The 20,278-nt window shown below is 41.7% G+C and carries 11 protein-coding genes; 2 read left to right on the top strand and 9 right to left on the bottom strand.

Annotation, left to right across the window (positions count from 1 at the left end):
* Positions 1-245 precede the first annotated feature (245 nt).
* Complete coding sequence (locus KSX81_RS18585; RefSeq protein WP_004300823.1) at positions 246-4,193, top strand: two-component regulator propeller domain-containing protein; 3,948 nt, start codon at positions 246-248, stop codon at positions 4,191-4,193.
* Positions 4,194-4,300: 107 nt separating this feature from the next.
* Here the strand turns inward: KSX81_RS18585 and fsa are convergent, their stop codons facing one another.
* The 8 genes from fsa to KSX81_RS18545 all read right to left on the bottom strand — a co-directional run bounded on the left by fsa (position 4,301) and on the right by KSX81_RS18545 (position 16,383).
* A complete protein-coding gene (fsa, locus tag KSX81_RS18580) occupies positions 4,301-4,957 on the bottom strand; it encodes a fructose-6-phosphate aldolase (RefSeq protein WP_004300824.1) in 657 nt (218 codons plus the stop codon).
* A gap of 67 nt (positions 4,958-5,024) precedes the next feature.
* Entirely contained in the window at positions 5,025-6,077 is a 1,053-nt protein-coding gene (locus KSX81_RS18575; RefSeq protein WP_004300825.1) for a class I fructose-bisphosphate aldolase, read from the bottom strand.
* Between the two features lie 27 nt (positions 6,078-6,104).
* Positions 6,105-6,851 (bottom strand): 2,3-diphosphoglycerate-dependent phosphoglycerate mutase, encoded by a 747-nt coding sequence (gene gpmA / locus KSX81_RS18570; protein ID WP_004300826.1) that lies wholly within the window; start codon positions 6,849-6,851, stop codon positions 6,105-6,107.
* A gap of 306 nt (positions 6,852-7,157) precedes the next feature.
* A complete protein-coding gene (locus KSX81_RS18565) occupies positions 7,158-9,662 on the bottom strand; it encodes a zinc-dependent metalloprotease (protein ID WP_004326491.1) in 2,505 nt (834 codons plus the stop codon).
* A gap of 19 nt (positions 9,663-9,681) precedes the next feature.
* Positions 9,682-11,109 (bottom strand): RagB/SusD family nutrient uptake outer membrane protein, encoded by a 1,428-nt coding sequence (locus KSX81_RS18560; protein ID WP_004304371.1) that lies wholly within the window; start codon positions 11,107-11,109, stop codon positions 9,682-9,684.
* 20 nt (positions 11,110-11,129) lie between these two features.
* Entirely contained in the window at positions 11,130-14,726 is a 3,597-nt protein-coding gene (locus KSX81_RS18555) for a SusC/RagA family TonB-linked outer membrane protein (RefSeq protein ID WP_128131233.1), read from the bottom strand.
* A 19-nt stretch (positions 14,727-14,745) separates the two neighbouring features.
* Positions 14,746-15,813 carry a FecR family protein gene (locus KSX81_RS18550; RefSeq protein WP_009040543.1) on the bottom strand — a complete coding sequence of 356 codons (1,068 nt, stop codon included), beginning with the start codon at positions 15,811-15,813 and terminating at the stop codon, positions 14,746-14,748.
* A 66-nt stretch (positions 15,814-15,879) separates the two neighbouring features.
* Entirely contained in the window at positions 15,880-16,383 is a 504-nt protein-coding gene (locus KSX81_RS18545; RefSeq protein ID WP_004300832.1) for an RNA polymerase sigma factor, read from the bottom strand.
* 492 nt (positions 16,384-16,875) lie between these two features.
* Here KSX81_RS18545 and KSX81_RS18540 point away from each other — a divergent pair, with 492 nt between their 5' ends.
* Positions 16,876-18,696, top strand: a complete 1,821-nt coding sequence (locus KSX81_RS18540) for a PAS domain-containing sensor histidine kinase (RefSeq protein ID WP_004311422.1) — start codon at positions 16,876-16,878, stop codon at positions 18,694-18,696.
* A gap of 35 nt (positions 18,697-18,731) precedes the next feature.
* Here KSX81_RS18540 and KSX81_RS18535 read toward each other — a convergent pair whose 3' ends face one another.
* Positions 18,732-20,186 (bottom strand): ATP-binding cassette domain-containing protein, encoded by a 1,455-nt coding sequence (locus tag KSX81_RS18535; protein ID WP_004304375.1) that lies wholly within the window; start codon positions 20,184-20,186, stop codon positions 18,732-18,734.
* Between the last annotated feature and the right edge of the window lie 92 nt (positions 20,187-20,278).

Raw genomic sequence — 20,278 nt, 5'->3', positions numbered from 1 at the left:
CCCCTTATAAGGTGACAATAATCATTTTGTAAAGTGATAAATAGCACCCTATAAGATGACTATTATCCCATTACAAGGGGACAACTTATCTTTAGAAGGACGGAAAGCTTTAAAGATACAAAATTAAATAGAAAAAAGCAACTATATATAACTCTTTTACCTGAAGGAATACAAAATAAGTTTGCTTTTCAACAAACATTCATCCGAATGTATTATCTTTGTTTTAGTTTAACTGACCTAATCTCATGAGAAGAAAGACCTTTTTACTACTATGCATCGCATTTATCGCACTGTTTATCGGCATCTCCCCTCTTCAAGCCGGTCATTATTACTATAAGCAAATCTCACTAAAAGACGGACTGCCTTCTACCGTACGATGCATCTTAACGGATGAACAAGGTTTTGTATGGATTGGAACCCGCTCCGGACTGGGACGATATGACGGACATGAACTTAAAAAGTATGTCCATCAGTCAAACAACCCTCATTCCATTCCTCACAATTTAATCTACCAGCTGATAGAAGATGTACAAAACAATATATGGATTCTGACAGATAAGGGAGTGGCACGTTATCAGCGGCAAAGCGATGACTTTCTTATACCGACTGATGAAACAGGAAATAATATCATCGCCTATTCCGTCTGCCTGACTGATGATGGAGTGTTATTCGGTTCGAAAAATAAAATCTTTTTCTATAATTATCAGGATGCCACTTTCCGCCTCCTGCAAACGTTTGACCTAGAGCCCAATTATAATGTGACTCTGCTAAGTCTATGGGATAAACGAACATTACTTTGTTGTAGTCGCTGGCAAGGACTACTCCTGCTCGACCTGAATACCGGAAAATGCCGCCGTCCTCCTTTCGATTGCGGAAAGGAAATAATGAACGTACTCATAGACTCACAAAAAAGAATCTGGGTAGCCCCTTACAACGGAGGGCTGAACTGCCTGACACACGACGGTAAACTACTGGCTACATATACTACCCACAACTCTTCTCTAAGTAACAATGTTGTACTAAGTCTCGCCGAACGGGAAGGAGAAATCTGGATTGGAACAGACGGAGGAGGCATTAATATTCTCGACCCGGAAACCGGACATTTTTCTCTGCTGGAACATGTGCCCGGAAGTGACAACTATTCACTTCCCGCCAACTCTATCTTATGCCTATACAACGACTACAACAACAATATATGGGCAGGCAGCATCCGCAACGGACTAATCAGCATCCGGGAAGTTTCCATGAAAACATATACAGACGTACCACCCGGCAACGACCGGGGACTTAGCAACAATACCGTTCTAAGTCTTTTCCAGGAATCTCAAGATCAAATCTGGGTAGGCACGGACGGAGGAGGTATCAACAACTTTAATCCGCTCACAGAGAAATTTACTCATTATCCCTCAACCTGGGAAGACAAAGTTGCCTCTATCTGTCAGTTTACTCCCGGTAAATTATTAATTTCTATTTTCTCACAAGGAGTATTTATTTTCAATCCGGCAACTGGAGAAAAACAACCTTTCACCATTGTCGACGCTGAAACAACAGCACTCTTATGCAATCGAGGCAAGGCTGTAAATCTACTCCGGAACACTCATCACAGCATTCTGTTCCTTGGAGAACATATCTATATATATGATTTGAATACACGTACTTTCAGTACCGCTATAGAACAGGAAGAACAAGATATTATCGGTGCTCTCCTGCCAATCGGCAATTATAGGAACACCACTTATCTAAATGATACGAAGCACATATATGAACTGGACAACCATACAAACCGGCTGAAAGCCCTATACAGATGCTGGAAAGACACGACCATCAACTCCGTTTCAAGAGACGAAGAGGGAAACTTCTGGATTGGGAACAATTACGGATTGGTACACTACAATCCCGCCACCAAAATACAGACTCCGATCCCGACCTCTCTATTTAGTGAAATCACTTTGATCGTATGCGACCAGCAAGGAAAAGTATGGATAGGAGCTGACAGCATGCTTTTCGCTTGGCTTATCAAAGAAAAAAAGTTCGTTCTATTCGGCGAATCAGACGGCGTAATCCAGAACGAATATCTTTCCAAACCCCGCCTGTTAAGTATGCAGGGAGACGTCTATATGGGTGGAGTAAAAGGTTTACTGCACATTAACTGCAAAATACCATTAACAACTTCTGAACTTCCCCAACTCCAATTATCTGATGTCATCATCAATGGAGAATCCGTGAATAACGAATTAACCAATCGACCAACAGGGATCTCCGCTCCCTGGAACAGTAATATCACTATCCGGATCATGTCGAAAGAGAAGGACATTTTCCGACAGAAAGTGTACAGATACCAGATAGAAGGGCTGAATGACCAGCAAATCGAATCGTACAATCCCGAACTGGCTATACGTTCACTTCCTCCGGGAAGTTATAAGATTATGGCTTCATGTACAGCTAAAGATGGCAGTTGGATTCCCAGTCAGGAAGTACTGGAACTAACCATTCTCCCTCCCTGGTATCGGACATGGTGGTTTATTCTTAGCTGTACCGTTCTTACTGCTGCCGCTATTATTGAAACTTTCCGAAGAACTCTAAAGCGTAAGGAAGAAAAACTGAAATGGGCAATGAAGGAACATGAACAACAGGTATATGAAGAAAAAGTACGTTTCCTTATTAATATCAGTCATGAGCTGCGCACACCTTTAACGCTCATACACGCACCGCTTAGCCGGATACTGAAATCGCTTTCTGCCGAAGATACACAATATTTACCTATAAAAGCAATCTATCGCCAGTCACAGCGAATGAAAAACCTTATTAATATGGTACTCGATGTACGCAAAATGGAGGTTGGGGAAAGTAAATTGCAGATACAGCCGTATGCTCTCAATCAATGGATTGAACATGTATCCCAAGATTTCGTCAGCGAAGGTGAAGCTAAAAACGTCCGTATCCGCTATCAGCTTGACCCACAGGTCAATACTGTAAGTTTCGATAAAGATAAGTGTGAGATTATTCTAAGCAATCTGCTTATCAATGCCTTGAAACACAGTCCACAAGATGCAGAAATAACAATTACATCGGAGTTGCTTTCCGAGAAAAATAGCGTACGTATCTCCATCATTGACCGGGGAAACGGATTGAAACAAGTAAATACACAAAAACTCTTCACCCGTTTCTATCAAGGTACAGGAGAGCAAAGCGGCACAGGTATCGGATTATCTTATTCCAGGATTCTGGTAGAACTACACGGAGGCTCCATCGGTGCACGGGATAATCAGGAAGCTGGTGCAACATTCTTCTTTGAACTACCCTTGAGACAACAATCGGAAGAGATCGTCTGTCAGCCGAAGGCATATCTGAACGAATTGATGAACGATGATAGCAAAGAACAGTTACCGGAGGAAAATACGTTCGATACGAGTCCTTACAGTATTCTAGTGGTGGATGACAATCCGGATTTGACGGATTTTCTGAAAAAGTCACTGGGAGAATATTTCAAACGGGTAGTGATTGCTTCCGATGGTGTGGAAGCCCTTCAACTGACCAGAAATCATGCTCCGGATATTATCGTCAGTGACGTGATGATGCCGAGAATGAATGGATATGAACTTTGCAAAAATATAAAGGAAGATATTACGATCAGTCACATTCCTATCATTCTGCTGACAGCAAGAGATGATAAACAAAGTCAGTTGAGTGGCTACAAGAATGGGGCGGACGCTTATCTGACTAAGCCCTTTGAGATAGAAATGCTAATGGAAATCATTCGCAACCGATTGAAAAACCGCGAATCTATCAAGAAAAGATATTTGAATACAGGATTAGTCCCTGCGCCGGAAGAGAGCACTTTCAGCCAGGCAGATGAAACATTTCTGCTGAAACTGAATAAAATTATTCAGGAACATCTGGATAGCAGCAATCTGGACGTCACTTTTATCTGCAAGGAGATAGGTATGAGCCGGGCTTCCCTTTACAATAAGCTAAAAGCTCTGACCGATATGGGAGCCAATGATTACATTAATAAATTCCGGATGGAGAAAGCGATCACATTAATCACCAGTACGGACATGTCGTTCACGGAAATTGCCGAGAAGGTCGGCTTCACTACTTCACGCTATTTCAGTACGGCTTTCAAACAATATACAGGAGAAACGCCAACTCAATATAAGGAGAAGAGAAAACAGGAACGGAAAAAAGAGTAATGAGCAGCTACCCGAAAAAACAAATATTCTTTAGGCACGGAATTCTAAGACCTGAGCAAATAATCCGTGCCTAAAAATTTTAATATACTGCAAGTTTCATTACTTACTTAACCATTGACTTTTTTATAGTCTTCCAGAAACTTCTTCAATCCCGAATCCGTCAACGGATGATTCAATAAACCCTTGATAGCACTCAACGGACAAGTAGCAACGTCCGCTCCCACTTCCACACATTCGATAATATGTTTCGTATTGCGGATAGAAGCAGCGAGCACTTGTGTCTTGTAATCATAGGTACGATACATACGTACAATATCTCCCACAAGCCCTACTCCATCTTCACAAATATCGTCCAGACGACCGACAAAAGGCGAAACATAGGTAGCTCCGGCTTTAGCTGCCAGTAATGCCTGTCCTACTGAAAAGACTAATGTACAGTTAGTACGGATTCCCTTTTCCGTGAAATGTTTGATCGCTTTAATGCCATCGGCAATACAGGGGACTTTTACTACAATATGCGGATTGAGCGCGGCAAGTTCTTCACCTTCACGAATCATTCCTTCATAATCGGTTGCTATCACTTCGGCACTGACATCTCCGTTGACAATCTTACATATCTTGATATAATGTTCACGCTGATTCTGCGTTCCTTTGATACCTTCTTTCGCCATCAGCGAAGGGTTGGTAGTCACTCCGTCAAGTACTCCGAGGTCATAAGCCTCCTGAATTTGCTCCAAATTAGCTGTGTCAATAAAAAATTTCATACTCTTAATTTTTAATGGTTAACGATCTAATAGTCAAAGATAATAATTTATTTCCATTCATCTCTGATTATGCAATCGTTATTGACGAATCAAGATATACATCCTGAATAGTATTCAATAATTCCACCCCTTCGTTCATTGGTTTCTGGAACGCTTTACGTCCGCTAATCAATCCCATACCTCCTGCACGTTTGTTGACTACAGCTGTAATGACTGCATCACGCAAATCGGAAGAACCGTGAGATTCTCCACCGGAGTTAATCAAACCAACGCGTCCCATATAGCCGTTGGCTACCTGGTAGCGGCAAAGGTCAATCGGATGTTCGGAAGCAAGTTCGGTATACATACGCTCGTCGATCTTTCCGAAACCGATAGCTTTGAAGCCACCATTATTAGTCGGAAGTTTCTGTTTCACAATATCAGCTTTGATAGTCACTCCCAAACGGTCGGCCTGTCCTGTCAGGTCGGCGGCAGCATGATAATCGACAGCACCTTTCTTGAAATCATTATTGCGCAGGTAACACCAAAGAATGGTTGCCATCCCCAGTTCGTGAGCATATTCAAAAGCTTCGGCTATCTCCACGAGCTGACGGCGACTCTGTTCCGAACCGAAATAGATAGTGGCGCCTACCGCTACTGCTCCCATATTCCAGGCTTCTTTAACGGTACCAAACAATACTTGGTCGAAACTGTTAGGATAAGAAAGTAATTCATTGTGATTCAACTTAACGATAAAAGGTATTTTATGGGCATATTTACGTGCTACGGATCCAAGAATCCCAAAGGTAGAAGCTACTCCATTACAGCCTCCTTCAATAGCCAGTTTTACGATATTTTCCGGATCGAAATAGATCGGATTGGGGGCAAACGATGCTCCGGCAGTATGTTCGATGTCCTGATCGACAGGAAGTATAGACACATAACCGGTATTTGCCAGGCGGCCATGTCCCAACAACGTTTGCAGACTGTTCAATACTCTGATGCTCCGGTCCGAATCAATCCAGATTTTATCTATTGTATCGGGAGACGGAACATGAATCAATGATTTATCAATGGTTTCGCAAGTGTGGTCCAGGTAATAACAGGCCTTATCTCTTAATAATTCTACTACTTTACTCATAACTTCTTTTTTTAATGTGTAACTTTTCTATTTTTTCTTTCCCTGATTGGCTACTGCTTCCATCAGTTTTTTGATCTCTTCCGGGTTTCCCAGGAAATAGTCATTAGCAACGTTCAGGTTTTCATCAAACTCAAATACGTAAGGCACAGCCGTAGGTAGATTCAGCTTGACAATATCTTCATCGGAGATGTTTTTTAGATGCTTGATGATGCCTCTCAAACTATTGCCATGAGCGACCACCAACAGCGTATGAGCTGTTTTCAGACTAGGAAATATATCACTTTCCCAATAAGGCATAATACGTTCTATGGTATCTTTCAACGATTCAGTACGAGGCAACTCCGCATCGGGTACTTCATGATAACGGTAATCAAAACGGGGATTTCTCAAATCACTTTCTGAAAGAGGATGGGGAGCTATATCATAGCTACGACGCCACACTAGCACTTGTTCTTCTCCATATTTCTCGGCAGTCTCGGCTTTATTCAATCCCTGCAATTCACCATAATGCTTTTCATTCAAGCGCCAGCTTTTCTCTACAGGTATCCAGTCCAGATTCATCTTATCGAGAACACAGTTCAAGGTTTTCACCGCACGCTTCAAATAGGAAGTATAAGCCTTATCAAAATTGAAACCATATTCTTTCAATGTCTCTCCAGCTTTTTCAGCTTCGGCAACTCCCTTTTCTGTCAGATCTACATCTGTCCAGCCCGTAAAACGATTTTCTTTATTCCATGCACTCTCTCCGTGACGAAGTAATACTATCTTTTTCATTTCTAAAATTCTCCTTTCTTCTTTTTATATATACAACAGATTGTTTCTTCACAAAGTTCACTAGAAAATAAATAGTTGTCAATACCCAGAAATAATGATTCTTTCTACAAAGAAGCGGGATGCAGTAATCAGGGATATAAAAAAATACCCTCCTCTAATTCTAAGCTTGCATTATGGATGATGATTCATCAAAGCAAGGTTATCATTAGAGAAGAGTAAGTCTGTAAAAGTAAAAAGAGAGAGTTTATATATACAAGAAAATCTGTTCTACTTTTCTATTTTTTCTATTCTTCGTTTTCCTCAAAGCTATTTATCAGAAGACCGCGTATCAGCATCTTTTCCATAATATCCTTCTTTTATTTTCTGAACGTTGCGCAGCAATGCCGCATAATGCCGGTAATTGAGATCTCCCTCCTTAGAAGCAGCAAGTTGCTCTTTTACTGACTCTTCAATCTTATCTAAATGCTGTTCTACAAAAAGCTGAATATCAGAACGGCTGATTGCCAGATTTGCATTGGCACCATCTTTGCTACTAGGTTTAATCATTCCTTCGACAAACCCCAGATAAGTCCGGTGCAACTGACGGCGGAAATTATTCTCCAGTTCACTGGGATCATTCAACGGTTTCCATATTGCAGTAAATACATCGTTCAAATAATCATCGAGTGCATACGATTCCGAAGAACACAATGAGGTTGAGTAAATATTATACAACATTCCCGGTGCAAGTAGCAAAGCTACAACAGAGCTTTGGCGGTCACGAATCTCATCCACCGGCTTGACTCCGGTACGACTCACCACTTCATCAGGGTAGAGCCAGAGCGGAGCTACAAACAAATTGCGTCCCAACCATTCAACAGCTTCTTTCTGCAAACTGCGTGGCAGATAATCATGCACTTTGAGATCCGGCAAATTATTGGTATAGCGTCCTCCTATGTTCTTCTGCACTTGCAGGGTATACTTCAGATGTTGGGCACGAACCGAATTATAAATGGTGGTTAAGTCAGTGTACTCTCCGTCAGGCTGTGCTGTCCAGGTCAGTATGTTTTCCATCACTCTTTTCAGGTTCTTTATACCGTATTCATTGGCTTTCATATTATTGTCGCCCAAGTCCTCACTCTGGCTACGGGGATCAAATCCCTTTCCTTCATCACCAACAAACCACAAGCGATGATCTCCCCGCAGTTTTTTGGTTACTTCGGCACGTAATACGTCTTTTTCTTTATAAGGATCCTTAAATTCCGGACGATAGCGATATCCCCATTGGATAGCCCATTTGTCATAAACACCGATACGAGGGAACAATCCTTTTTCGGAAATCCGATCTTCCGGTTGGGCTACATAATTAAACCGCGCATAATCCATGATCGATACCGTATGACCATTGGCTTCTACCCAAGCTTTATCACGCAGTTTCTCTACCGGAGTAGCCGAACTGGCTGCCATATTGTGCCGTAAGCCGATACTATGCCCCACTTCATGTGAAGAGACAAACTGAATCAGACTGCCCATTAATTTGTCGTCAAAAGTCATCGTGCGTGCGCGCTTATCCAGTGGCCCGCACTGCACCATATACCACTTTTTGAGTAAGTTCATTACGTTGTGATACCAACAAATATGACTTTCCATAATTTCTCCACTACGCGGATCGACAATACGCGGACCGTAAGCATTCTCCGTTTCGGAGGGTAGATAACGTATCACACTATAACGCGCATCGTCCAAACTCATATTGGGATCGTTCGGCCATTCTTTAGCTATTATAGCGTTCTTGAATCCGGCAGCTTCAAATGCTGTATTCCAGTCTTCGACACCTGCTTTAAGATAAGGTATCCACTTCTTCGGTGTTGCCGGATCAATGTAGTAGATAATGGGATTTTTCGGTTCGGAGAGTTGTCCCCGACGGTAACGTTCCGGATCTTTCGGTTCCAACCGATAGCGCTGGATGATGGCTCCACGATCGGTAGTCTGCTGGTCGTCCGAAAATTCGGTCAACGAGTTTTGGAAAAATCCCACCCGGTCATCGGCAAACCGTGGCTGCATCGGTTCTTTGGGTAACATCACGATGCTTGTATTCAGTTTCACAGTCACCGAACCAGTCTGTGCAGCCGGTAGTCTACCAGCACTAATACTATAAGTACGCAAAGTCACTGCCTCCACGTTGATAGGATAGGTTTTTATCGTATCCATAAATGTGCGGTCCTGGGCTAAAGTACCGATGCCAAGAATGGAACGGTCGCTTGAGGTAAAGCCGCACAATTTATTATCACCTAAAAAGAGTTTTGATACATCAATGAGCTGTGCCTGAGTCTCCGGATTTCTACCGATTACATCAAACTTATAGATTACAGGATCTACAGTCGATTGTTTCAATGCCTCGGCAATGTTATCACCCGGACGGGCAAACTGTGATTGCACATATTCGCGTAAAAAGAGAGTCTTATCATCATGCTGTTCCCAATAAACAACACTCCGGTTCACCTCTTCTCCGCTAAGCATTTTGAAACCCTGTGGCACTGCTTTAAACCGGGTCACAGCCAACAACAACCGTCCTAAAAGAGTATCCGGCACCTCAAAATACCAGTTATCTTTGATGTGGCGTACCGTAAACATACCCTCACATTCACTTCCTCCATCTTTCAACAGTTTTTCATAAGCCGTTACTTTCTTAACAGTGTCTTTCTTGACCGTATCTTCCTGTGCTACCAGTTTCTTCTTTCCACTTTCCAGAAGAGATATACCACTGGCACGAGCTCCCACACCTTGCAAGGACAGGAACGCCAACACAGCCATCATCAAAATCTTTCGCATAGTTTTCTCTTTATTTTTTTCATTCGTTAGTGTTCATTGTCAGGTTCGGATTTTTTTCACGGGCAGCCAACGGGAATGGAATGATATACAACCGTGAATCCGGCTTCAACGTATATGTCTTTTTCTCGACATCCGTAGATACCAGCGGGAAAGTACGGGTGATTGTCTTTGCGTAATCAGCTTCCGTATTGTATCGTTTCAAATCCCAGAAGCGACTAAATCCGGAGATTAACTCCTTACGGCGCTCATCAATGACTGCCTGCACCATCGCACGTTCGGTAGCAGGTTCCGGCAATACAGCTTCGGCTCCCTTGATTCGTTTTTCACGCAACTGATTCAATGTTTGGACAGCTCCCGGTATATCTTTCAGCCGTGCTTTCGCTTCTGCCAGAATCAGGTAAACTTCGGCAGTACGCATTCCCACAGACATAGGCTGAAACTTAGAATAAGTAATCGAAGTATTCCACAAAGCAGCTCCTGAACCTTCGTCAAAGTAGTATATACTGTTGTCACTCGTTTTAAAGAATTGGTTCAAACGTTCATCATTCTGCCCGAAAAGTTGTACCATCTCCGGGCTAAGCATACCATAACAAAAGGCCAAAACTTCAGTAGGACCACCCATATAAGCATAGTTCAGCACTTCCGGGTTACCGCCTTTGGCATAAGTAGTAACCTTAGTCGGACCTCCTTTAGCTCCCAAATCAATATAATCAATCAGGGTATTATTCAACTTCAATGATTCTTCGGCAGCTTCTTTCGCTTTTTTCCAATCTCGATGGAACAGATAAACACGGGCAGCCAACGCATATCCAAAAGCTTTTGACGGATGATATACATTCACCGGCTCTTCCTGTAAATAAGGAAGCGCTTCTTCTATATCCTTAATAATAAAATCGTATACTTGAGCAACCGTAGATTTGGTTGGAGTAGCCTCCAAATCATATTTATCAATGATAGCAACTCCACCGTCAGTGGCTGCTGTTTCCGGATTATATGCTTTCGCAAATGTATTTATCAGAATAAAGTGATCCCAGGCACGCATGATCTTTGCTTCCGCTTTTGCCAATTCCTTAACATCTTTATCACCCAGACTAGCATCAACCAATGAAATTACGATATTTGACCGTAGGATATATGTATAACAATTTTCATATAAATTGTTATCACTTAGCTCTTTCCGGTTAGCTGCCTCATTAAAAGTCATGTTAATACCATCCCATGAAATAAATTCATTACCTATGATATTCGATTCTTTCGACCAGACATTATCGCTCAACAAGGCAAAAGCTGCCGGATGGTAGGCCCGGTTGGGCAGGGCTATCAATTCATAATAAGTATCAGTAGAATCCACCGTTTTCTTGCCTGTAGGAGTAATATCCACATAGTCTTCACAGGCTGCAAAACCCAATATGAGAATAACTGGCAATATATAAAGTAATTTACGCATATCTTATATCTTTTAAATGGTTAGAAACTTGTTGATAATCCGATGGAGTAAGTCTTAGGAGAAGCGATGCCACGTGTACCGTCATTCATTCCATAGCTTTCCGGATCAATATCACTTCCTGCCTTACACCAGGTAAACAGATTATTTACCTGCACTTTCACTTTCAGAGAAGAGAGGCGGAGGTACTGGCAAACCATAAACGGCAAGTTATATCCTACACTCAAACTACGCAATTTCACATAACCTGCATCTTTCACATTGATGTCACCAAATTGCCACCAATCCTGGAAAGTTGTTGCATAAGTTTTTACCTGTGCCGGTATATCGAGGTACATACGTACCTGTGCATTCGAATCATCCGCAGTCCAACGGTTAGCAATTCCTTTCAAGGTTTGAGTACCTAACTGGTCATCCATTTTTAATACACTGTTACGCAGTTTATTACCACCAGCATACACAAAGAATGCATTCAAATCAAAATTCTTATAGTTGAATCTTAACCCTACTGACCCGCTGAATTTCGGAGTCAGCGAACCAAGGTTCACCAAGTCATCAGTACCTTTGAGCGAAGAACCAGAAGTGATACTGGCTACCGTACCATCTTCATTGAATTTCACCAGATCATTTCCATCTTTATCCACTGCTACCGGATATCCATTCTCGATACGATGTATACGGTAAGCCCATAACGTATTATAACTAGTACCTTCCATAAAATAAACCTGCGGACTTGCGATAAAGACTCTTGCATTATCAGATTCACTATGATCGACTTTCAACATTTTGTTCTTATTATAGTCAAAGTTAAAATCTACAGCGAAGTTCCAGTCTTTCTTACGTATGATATTGGTTGTAAGGGAAAGTTCTACGCCACGATTACGCATCTCACCATTATTCACCACACGTGAACCGGCTCCTAAAGTAGGGTCCATATATCGGCGTACCAGCAAATCAGATGAGTGACGATTGTAATATTCCAGACTACCGCTTATCAGATTCTTGAAAAGACGGAAATCTAATCCTATATTGTAGGTGGCTGTTTTCTCCCAACGAAGCTTCGGATTTGGCAAATCATCATCCTCATAAGTCAGATAGGTCGTTTTAATAGGATTACTTTGCGTTTTTTTCTTTACAACAAAATAGGTAGTTGAGCTTTGATCGACATTACCGTTGATACCGTATGTCATACGTAGTTTAAGGTAATCCAGCCAGGAAATCTCTTTTATGAACGATTCTTCCGATAAAATCCAAGAAGCACCGATTGACCACAAAGGATGGCGCTGATTGCGTATATCGAGCCCGAACAAGTCAGCTTGATCCCAACGTATACTTCCGGAAAGATTATAACGTGACAGATAAGAGTATCCTGCATTTGTATAAAAAGACGCATAACGATGGCGTGACTCGTGCAAAGTAGCAGACAGCCCCGATAAAGTAATTGTTCTGCCAGAAAGAGCACTTGTTCCTACACCGTCACGATAGGTCTGCCAGTTCATAAAATCAGAAGTTAATGTCTGCGGATCGTAGCCATACAACAATTGGCGGGCAGGTGTCGGAATCTTGTTTTCACGAAATTCCAGACCGGCAATGGCAGTTACTGCATGGCCTTTCCAAGTTTTGTCAAAGTCAATCTGGTTTCGTACCGTGTAACGCTTACTTTCTACTTCTGTCTGATTAAAACGTCCCCCTTGCGGCAATTGTGCTTTTCCATTTGTATCAACCATACTGTTATATAGCATACGCATTACATAAGTATTTTCCGACTCAAATAGTTCACTCTTACCTTTATTCCATTCATACTGATACATGAAGTTGTATTTGAACATTTTCAGGAAACGAGCCTGTAAACTTACAAACGGACGAATACTAACATCATGTGACTTTGTTATGCTTTCCTCCAATGCATCAAGTACATTGAAACCAAACGTTCTATAAGGTGAGACACCTTCAGCTTTTCTTACAACACTCCCATTATAGGAAGGAGATGTATCCACATTCACGTAAGGAGAAGTATAATGGTTACCATCGGCATCCAATATCCGTTCATATCGCTGTTGCAGGGTGTAGCTAGTATAACCGCTATTCGGGGTATAACTACGTCCCATACGTACATCCACTCCGGCATTCAGGTTCAGCCAGTTTGTAACCGCATAATTCGATTTATAGTATAAAGAAATTTTATTACTTTTGCCACTGATAACGCGCTGACTATCCTTTTCATAATTGAAAGAAAGGAGATGGTTGCTATTTCCGGCTTTCTGTGATACGGTTACATTATAGCGCTGGGTTATAGCCGTACGCCAAGCGTTATCACGATATTCTTTATAATAATCATTATTGCGCCATTGCCTCAACGTAGCATTTACTTCACCACTGGTAATATCCCCATTGGCCTGATCCAGATAAAGCTGAAACAAGGGATTGTAATAATTATACTCAAAAGAAGATAAAAAATTCGCCGCACTTCCTTTTTCCGCTACATTGGCATCAAAAACAGCTGTCTGATAATCAATAATATCACTTGTTGAAGCTAAATTCAAACTCTTGAAATTTGGTTTGGTAGTGATAAACCAGTCTGCATTAATGCTCACGTGCGCACCTTCTTTTTTAGCCCGCATCGTGGCTACCACAATAACGCCATTGGCTGCCAAAGCACCATAAATACTGGCAGCGGCAGCATCTTTCAGTACAGTGATACTCTCTACATTATACGGATTTATCTCGCTCAATCTCAAATTGGTTGGCATATCGTCCACAACAATCAGTGGTTCTGTTCCCACATCATGCGAGAATGTACCTACCCCACGAAGAATAGGACTCATATCACCCGTATTCGAATTGATATTCATACGCAAACCAGCTACTTGCCCTTCCAGAGATGAGGCCAGATCACTGTGCATCTGTCTGTTCAGTTGCTCGGAATCAACGAAACCGAAAGCGGCAGTAGAACGTTCACGGCTAATACGCTGATAACCCGTCACAATAACATCACCCAACTGTTGCTTGTCCTCATGCATTATCACCCTGACGTTGTTACGGTCTTTAACAGAAACCTTTTCCGACTGCATACCAACGAAAGACACTTCCAATGTATGTACATCGACCGGAACTCTACAAGTAAAGTTTCCCTCTGCGTCCGTAATAGCACCAAAGGGACTGTTAAGCACCTTTACATTTGCTCCCGGCAAGGGATCACCACTTTCATCCACTACCTGACCTCCAACATTTCTGAACTTGCCTGAAGCAGTTGTCGAGGTAGCTTTCACTTTACGGACAGTGATGAAATTTTGTTTCACATCATACTCAAAAGGCTTTCCTTCCAGCATCTTCTGAAGTGCTGCAAAAGGAGACATCTGATATATACTCACAGTTACACGATAGGGTGCAACGTCTTCACTGGGGAAATTCACCTTATAACCAGATACATTGCTGAACTGTTTCAAGGCCGAACCGAGCGGCTCGTTTTTCATCTCTAAAGAAATCTGCCTGTTTTCTGCATTCTGCGCCCATCCTTGCAAGGCTGTTGCTGTAAACACCAGCAATAGAAAGGCAGTTCTCATCCACACAAGCTTTTTTTTAGTTCTTTTTTCTAATAATGTAATTTGTTGCTTTTTCATAAGAGTTGTATTTGTATAGTTAAATCTGCTTGATTGTAATGGTCCCGTCCTGATAGTCCACCTGCACTTTCTCCAACTTATTCAGCAGTTCCAATGCTTCATCCAAATGGGTATTTTTATTAGCCCAGAAGTTCAACCTGATATGGTACAGTTCGCACCGCTCAAAATCGATATTCACATTATACCATCTTCCCAAAGCACCCATGATTTCTTCCAACGGCACATCCTCAAAGTAGAACATTCCCTCTGTCCAGGCTGTATATGTAGCGATATTCACTTCTGATACTTTTTCCTCTCCGGTTTCCGTATAGGTCAAATCCTGTCCCGGACGTAATGTTACCGACTTATTGTTAACTGTGTTTGTGACCTGCACCTTACCATTCACCAAAGTTACATGACGATCTTCAACACTATAGGAACGCACGTTGAATTTAGTTCCCAGCACCATGGTATTCATGCCATTAGCACATACAATAAACGGATGTTCGGCATCTTTTGCCACTTCAAAGCAAGCCTCCCCTTCTAGTTCCACACGTCGTTCTTTTCCATGAAATGCCACAGGGTAGCGCAAACGACTTTCAGCATTGAGCCATACCTTAGTCCCATCAGCCAGTACCAGCAGAAAATCTTTTCCACGTGGTGTAGTCAAAGTCTGACAGCATACAGTGTCTGCCGAGACAGTTTTCCAGTCTTTCACATCCATCACACTGTCTGTCAATAACTGCTGTTCACTACGACCATCCATTTGTAGGACCACATGTTCATCATTGTTGTTCGCAGCAAAAAAACGTATCGGCTGTTCTGCAGGTAAAGAAGTGGAAGGAAGCAAAGAAGGAATCAGAAAAGCCAGTATCAAGACAGCTGCAGCAGAAGAAGCAATTGCCAAGATACGCATTTTCTTTCTGTACTTGCGTTTCCGTTGCAGATTCTCACGTATCACAGCTTCCTTACAAGCCATTAATTCCAAGAAAAGTTCTTTATTTTCAGGTATACCTATCCACTGAAGAAATTCATCAGTTTCTCTTAATTGTGGATGTTGTATGGCACGAAGTGCATAATCTAATTTTTTATCTGAATGGTCTATCATAGTGTCAATAGTTTCATTAAACACGTAAAGGTTACTGAAACTGATGACACCCCGATAGGATTTTTTTTAAAAAAAGATGGTTAATTGTTTTCGGAGTATCTTTAAAGCTCTGGCAATGTGCGTTCTAACGGTATTATCACTAATACGTAACTTTTCACTGATTTCCGCACATTTCTTTTCATTTAAGAAGAATTCTTCCACTACGGTTCGCATTTGTGGAGCCATCTGGCGAATACTCTCCTGCATCCGGTTTATCTTGTCTTCATACTCACGGTATTCTTTCACAGTCCAGCCACTGTAAAGTTCTTCCAGATATCTTTCCGCATTTTTATGCACCACGTTCTGATGACGTATTTGGTCAATACAACGATTTCGCACCATGACGAAAAATAACGGCAGCAGATCCTCTTCCGTTGTCAACCGTTCGTTGCTCTCAAGCACCGAACAAAAGACATCGTTCACCACATCTTTTGCGCTTTCCTCATCATTCAGCAGATTATATGCATGAATATAGAGTTTTTGCCAATGTTCCCTGTATATAACAGTTATAGCATTTTGACTATTATTCATGTATTTATAGTTACTTTTTGCGTTTCATAGAGCGCAAAGATAACCAATTGGAGCAAAAAACACTCTATTTATTAAAAAAGATTATAATTCATATAAATACATTTGTTGTTATAGACATATTCTATTCCCATCGTCTGACTCTTAATATTTTGACACTATGTTTCTCTCCAGAAAGATACGATTCACAACTATATCCGGCCGTTTCCATTCATCTGGACGTTGATTTAATCTTCGCTTTATCTTTACGCGTACAGAATGCTTCGATTACTTTTTTTACACGAAGATAATTTATTGATACTCTGCTCATATATGCCCATTTTCTTTGTAATACATACTTTCCTTGTGATACAATCATACTATCTTTTACTTTTTTAAGGTGGAATTCAACAAAAATGATTATTTTTACGAGCAAATTATTGTCTAACTACCTGATAATACAGACATACCTTGAAAATAAACGAACAAAACGAAAGCGAATTCCTACAAAAGCTTATGAACAAAGCGAATATAGGATGGTGGGAAGCTGACTTGAAAGCAGAGACTTACAAGTGTTCGGAACTTATCTCCCAACTACTCGGAATAGGAGAAGACGGGCTCATCAGTTTCGAAGATTTCAACAAGCGTATTCTAAAAGAAGATCAGGGATACGCAACTTTTCCGTCTTTTGACAAAGTACAACAGACTGTAGAAGAAATATACTTGTTTGATACTCCCAAAGGTCATGTATGGATTCGTAGCAAGGCATGCTTCCAGGAAACAGACGAAAATGGTAACACCAAAGTATATGGAATTGCCGAAACCCAAGAGGGAATTCATATAGCATCTGCACACCAGGCTCTACAAAATAGCGAGCGGATCCTTCATAATATATATAAGAATCTTCCGGTAGGCATCGAATTATATGATAAGGACGGTCAAATGGTCGACCTGAATAAAAAAGATATGGAAATGTTCCGAATTTCCAATAAAGAAGATATTTTGGGAGTCAACATTTTCGAGAATCCTATATTGCCGGAAGAGATAAAACAGAAAATAAAAGACAATGAGAACGCAGATTTTACATTCCGGTATGACTTTTCCAAAATCAACAAATATTATCAGCCTAACAGTACAACCGGTTTCATTGACTTAACAACCAAAGTCACCACTCTATACGATCACAATCACGAACCTATCAACTACCTCTTAATTAATGTAGACAAGACCGAAGATACAATTGCTTATAATAAGATTCAGGAATTCGAGAGTTTTTTCGACCTGGTAGGAGATTATGCCAAAGTAGGTTACGCGCACTTCGATGCTTTGAGTCGGGATGGGTATGCTTTGAGAAGCTGGTACAGGAATGTAGGTGAAGAAGAGGGTACCCCATTGCCGGAAATCATCGGCATTCATTCCCATTTCCATCCAGAAGATCGGGCTGTGATGATCGACTTCCTGGATAAAGTGATAAAAGGAGAAAGTTCCAAGCTATCCCGCGATGTCCGGATTCGCAGAGCAGATGGAAATTACACTTGGACACGGGTTAACGTATTAGTAAGGAATTACCAGCCCCAGGACAATATCATCGAAATGCTGTGTATCAACTTTGATATTACCGAACTGAAAGAGACAGAGCGGATGCTGATTGGCGCCAAAGAGAAAGCTGAAGAAGCCGACCGGCTAAAATCTGCTTTTCTTGCGAATATGAGTCATGAGATACGTACCCCGCTCAATGCGATAGTAGGCTTTTCCAGTTTGCTTGAGGAAGCGGAGGATGCAGAAGAAAAACATCTGTATGCAACGATTATTGAAGAAAACAACAAGCTCTTGTTACAACTGATCTCGGATATTCTTGACTTGTCAAAGATTGAGGCAGGGACTTTCGACATTATCCCGGAACAAGTGGATGCACAACAACTTTGCAACGAACTGCTACAATCTATGCAGGTAAGGGCTACAGAGCAAGTAGAGATTCTCTTAGCACCGGAACTGCCCGAGCTTACTTTTACCAGCGACAAAAACAGGTTGTATCAGGTATTGCTGAATTTTGTAACGAATGCTCTGAAATTTACTTCCGAGGGCAGTATTGTTATTGATTACCGAATCAACGGAAATGAAGTCAGATTCTCGGTTCAAGATACGGGAATGGGCATCGAACCGGAAAAGCAGGAAGCTATCTTTACCCGATTCGTGAAATTGAATAATTTTATTGCCGGCACAGGGCTGGGACTCCCTATCTGTCAAAGTATCGTCACACAGTTAGGCGGCAAAATCGGAGTGGAATCAGAACCGGGGAAAGGTTCTTGTTTCTGGTTTACGCATCCGATTAACTAAAATCTAAATTCAAAATAAATATCAGAAAACAATGTTTACCGGTTTCTCTTTAAGAAAATACGATCTGTTATAGTGTTGGGAAGTTCCGATTCATAATGTGTCACCATAATCATCGTCTTATCTTTGCGTCGGCAGAAAGCCTCAATCACTTTCTTTACCCGTCGACGATTATAAGTATCCAAGCCATGAAGCGGTTCATCCAGAATCAGCAGTTCCGGGTCTTTGACGAAAGCTCTTGCCAACAAGGACAAACGTTGTTCTCCACTGGATAGTTGCAGGAATGGTTTATCTTTCAAATCTGCAATGCCAAATATATCCATCCACCACTCACAGATAGCCATCTGTTCCGGTTGAGGACGTTTATACAGACCGATACTGTCATGCAAACCACTGGCTACAATCTCAATAGCGGGCAGATTTTTAAGATAAGCACGGTGCATCTCCGGACTTACGTAACCAATATGTTTCTTGATTTCCCAAATACTTTCTCCCGTCCCTCTTTTCCGTCCGAAGAGACTGATGTCACAGGCATACGATTGCGGATTGTCTGCACAGACAAGGCTCAACAGAGTCGATTTCCCAGCACCGTTCTCACCACTCAACGCCCACTTCTCACCACGACGGACTGTCCAGTCCAGTTCTTTCAGAATAGTTCGGTCGCCATAACGGATACTGACCTTATTAAGTTTTACTACTTCCTCCGAATCGTAATTGTTGCCATCAGATGGCAAATCTATAATCCGTTGCTGCAAATCATCCAAAGCGGTAACCACATCTCTACTGCGGAAAGCTTCCAGATAGGCTTCACGTTCCATTTTAGGAAAGACCTCCATTTTGTCCACAGGAATGACATGAGTGATGAATGAAGGTATATCATCGAGCATGGAAAGTACCAGAATGATCTGTACGGACGACATTTTTGTCAGACGTTCGAGCAAAGAAAACAACAGTTCACGCGTAGGAGCATCCAGTCCGATAAACGGATTATCCATAATCAACACGCGGGGAGCAGTCAACAGGGTTTTGGTTAGCTGGAATTTACGTAATTCACCGCTGGAAAGGAGAATAATTTTCTTGTCGAGCAACGGTTCGATACGGAAGAGTTCAAACAGTTCGCGTTGTAGTTGCTCGTCCTTGATTTCTCCCAACATCTCACGAACATCAGGAGCTTCATCCTGATCGTGAGCATTCCAACGCTGCTGGTAGTAGTAATTGGCATCGGCAGCTCCATAGGTATCACGGAAAGCAATGTATTTCACATTATCATAAAGAGTCTGGGTGGCAGAGGGGGAAAAATCATATTGTACGGTTCCTTCACGCAATGGATATTTTCCGATCAGGGTATCTACAAAAAGACTTTTACCGCCACCATTGGGACCTACAATAGCTATGTGTTCATTCGCTCCGATAGTTGCCGTGATGGGTTTGGCTAAACGCACAAGCGGGTTGCGTGCTACGCCCCCCGCCATGCAGAATGTATTTTGGTTCATATTCTTTTATTCTGTTTTATTATTGCCCGCAAAGGTAACAATTTTATCATAAAAGACGCCAAATTGCAAACATATTCTTATTCGTTCCGTAG

The sequence above is a fragment of the Bacteroides sp. MSK.18.37 genome, assembly GCF_019129155.2.
GTDB lineage: Bacteria > Bacteroidota > Bacteroidia > Bacteroidales > Bacteroidaceae > Bacteroides > Bacteroides ovatus.
Note: the sequence above shows the minus strand (reverse complement) of the source record. Positions and strands in the feature narration are given on the sequence as shown.